Genomic DNA, 3,279 nt, shown 5'->3' with positions numbered 1-3,279 from the left:
GTGCGTGGCGCCGTCGATGGCTGGGACTTCAAGCAGTACGTGCTTGGCACCCTGTTCTACCGCTTCATCAGCGAGAACTTCGTCGACTACATCACCGGCGGCGACAGCGCGGTTGATTACGCGGCGATGGAGGATGATGACCCGCTGATCGCCGCCGCCAAAGATGACGCCATCAGGACCAAGGGCTATTTCATTGCCCCCAGCCAGCTGTTCAGCAACGTGGCCGTCAAGGCCAGCAGCAACGACAGCCTGAATACCGATCTGGCGCGCATCTTTGCCGCCATTGAGAGCTCGGCCAACGGCTACGCCTCCGAGCAGGACATCAAGGGCCTGTTCGCCGATTTCGATACCACCAGCAACCGCTTGGGCAATACCGTCGCCGACAAGAACAAGCGCTTGGCGGACGTGCTTAAGGGAGTGAGCAAGCTGGAGTTCGGCAGCTTCGATGCCAGTCACATCGACCTGTTCGGCGACGCCTATGAGTTCCTCATCTCCAACTATGCGGCCAATGCTGGTAAATCCGGCGGCGAATTCTTTACCCCGCAGCATGTGTCCAAGCTGATCGCCCAGTTGGCGATGCACAAGCAGACCAGCGTCAACAAAATCTACGACCCAGCGTGCGGCTCCGGCTCGCTGCTGCTGCAGGCGAAAAAGCATTTCGACGCCCATGTCATCGAGGATGGGTTTTTCGGCCAAGAGGTGAACCATACCACCTACAACCTGGCGCGGATGAACATGTTTTTGCACAACATCAACTATGACAAGTTCAACATCCAGCTCGGCGACACGCTGCGCGCCCCGCACTTTGGGGACGACAAACCCTTCGACGCCATCGTCTCCAATCCGCCGTATTCGGTGAAGTGGATCGGCAGCGACGACCCCACGCTGATCAACGACGACCGCTTTGCCCCGGCCGGCGTGCTGGCGCCCAAGTCCAAGGCGGACTTCGCCTTCGTGCTGCATGCGCTGAGCTACCTTTCAGGCAAGGGCCGCGCGGCTATCGTCTGCTTCCCCGGTATCTTTTACCGCAGTGGCGCCGAACAGAAAATCCGCCAATACCTGGTGGACAACAATTATGTTGAGACGGTGATCTCGCTAGCGCCCAACCTGTTCTTCGGTACCACCATCGCCGTTAATATTCTGGTGCTTTCCAAGCACAAGCTGGACACCACCACCCAGTTCATCGACGCTAGCGCGCTGTTCAAAAAAGGTACCAACAACAACCTGCTGGAAGACGCGCATATCGAGCAGATCATGCGGGTGTTCGACAGCAAGGCGAATGTCGATCACTTTACGAAGTCGGTACCCTTTGAAAGGATCGCGGCTAACGACTACAACCTCTCGGTCAGCAGTTATGTGGAAGCGAAAGACAACCGCGAAATGGTGGATATTGCCCGGCTCAATGTCGACCTGAAAACCACTGTCGCCCGCATCGACCAGTTGCGCAAGGACATTGATGCCATCGTCGCGGAGATTGAGGGCGAGGAGCTGGAGGCATGAGCGGCGCGAACTTCGTGAGCAAGCTGCTGGATGGCGTTGCCGTAGAGTGGACGGTGTTGGGTGATGAGCGCTTTCTAGAGGTAGCGAACGCTGAAAGGAGGCCAGTAAAGGCTTCGCTACGTATATCTGGGGAAGTTCCATACTATGGCGCGAATAATATCCAAGACTATGTGGATGGATATACCCATGACGGCGAGTACGTGCTGATTGCAGAGGACGGCTCATCAAGCCTTGAAAGTTACTCTGTGCAATATGCGAGTGGAAAGTTCTGGGCAAATAATCACGTGCATGTTGTGCGTGGCAAGCAAGGACTGAACACTAAATTTCTCTACCATTATTTGCGTGTTGTAGATTTTATTCCTTACTTGCCAAACAAAGATAGGGCGAAATTGACAAAAGGGGAGATGGTCAAGATCCATGTTCCCATCCCCTGCCCAGGCAATCCCAAAAAATCGCTGGAAATACAGGCTGAAATAGTTCGCATATTGGACTCCTTCACCGAGCTTACTTCCGAGCTTACCGCCAAGCTTACCGCCGAGCTTGCCGACCGCAAAAAACAATACAGCTACTATCTCGAGCAGTTGTTGAGTTTTGAAGGTGGGGAGGTGGAGTGGAAGACTTTGCCCGAGATGTCACTTGATTTTGGGCGGGGTAAATCTAAGCATCGTCCGAGAAATGACGAAAGATTATACGGGGGTAATATACCGTTTATACAAACGGGTGATATCAGAGGTGCGGCTCGGATTATCACAAGTTACGATCAAACCTATAGTGAGCTTGGCTTAAAGCAAAGCAAGTTATGGCCTAAGGGGGCGCTGTGTATCACAATTGCAGCTAACATTGCTGAAACGTCCATATTAGGATTTGATGCTTGCTTCCCTGATAGTGTCATTGGCTTTGTTCCTGATCCTAGTAAAACTAGCTCTGCATATGTTGAATTTGTTCTTCAAGCAACTAAAGCCAAGCTGGCGGAAAAAGGGAAGGAGAGAAGTAGCGCACAGAGCAATATCAATCTTGGGACTTTTGAGCAGTTGAAACTGCCTTTTCCATCACTCGTAGAACAAGCTCGTATCGTCGCCATCCTCGATAAATTTGACGCCATGATCAACTCCATTAGCGAAGGCTTGCCCCGCGAGATTGAGCTGCGCCAGAAACAATATGAGTACTATCGCGGCTTGCTGTTGAGCTTCCCCGAGCCCGAGGAGGAGGTGGCGTGATATGAGCAAGACGCTGATCGAAATCGCCCGGCAGTTGAAAGACGCCAACAAGAAGGTGCAACTGATCTACGCCTTCAACGGCACGGGTAAGACGCGCCTGTCGCGCGAGTTCAAGCAGTTGGTCACACCCAAGGGCGAGGAGGCGGCTGATCCACCGGCGTTGTCGCGTAGCAAAATCCTATACTTCAACGCCTTTACCGAAGACTTGTTCTATTGGGATAACGATTTGACGCTGGATGCGCAGCCCATACTGCGGATCCAACCCAACTCTTTCACGGACTGGCTGCTCGCGATACTCCGGGACTTGGGACAGGACGGCAATATCGTCCGATATTTCCAGCACTACACTAGTGACAAGCTGACCCCGCATTTCAGCGAAAACTTTTCGGAGGTCACTTTTTCGCTTGAACGGGGGGATGACGAAAGCTCCGGAAACCTCAAGATCTCCAAGGGCGAAGAGAGTAATTTCATCTGGAGCATCTTTTATACGCTACTTGATCAGGTCATTAGCACACGCAATGTGCCAGAACCGGAAGACCGCGAAACGCGGGAGTTTGATCAG

General features: G+C 53.1%; 2 protein-coding genes and 1 pseudogene. All 3 read left to right on the top strand.

Going from position 1 to position 3,279, the window contains the following annotated elements; all coding sequences use genetic code 11:
• Positions 1-1,500, top strand: a 1,500-nt coding sequence (locus OC610_RS23955) for a type I restriction-modification system subunit M (RefSeq protein WP_264431384.1), incomplete at its 5' end; no start/stop codon positions are given.
• Positions 1,497-2,717: a restriction endonuclease subunit S gene (locus OC610_RS23950; RefSeq protein ID WP_264431382.1), complete on the top strand. Its 1,221-nt coding sequence runs from the start codon at positions 1,497-1,499 to the stop codon at positions 2,715-2,717. The genes OC610_RS23955 and OC610_RS23950, both read left to right, overlap by 4 nt.
• A gap of 1 nt (position 2,718) precedes the next feature.
• Positions 2,719-3,279: pseudogene (locus OC610_RS23945) on the top strand (anticodon nuclease); the annotation flags it as partial.

Origin of the sequence: Pseudomonas agronomica (assembly GCF_025917275.1) — a bacterium.
Lineage (GTDB): Bacteria > Pseudomonadota > Gammaproteobacteria > Pseudomonadales > Pseudomonadaceae > Aquipseudomonas > Aquipseudomonas agronomica.
The sequence above is the reverse complement of the archived record's forward strand: the minus strand, read 5'-3'. Positions and strand labels throughout refer to the sequence as shown.

Bases quoted from the DNA above. Each gene is read 5' to 3' on its own strand.
- OC610_RS23950 (WP_264431382.1), top strand. From the start codon at position 1,497: ATGAGCGGCGCGAACTTCGTGAGCAAGCTGCTGGATGGCGTTGCCGTA.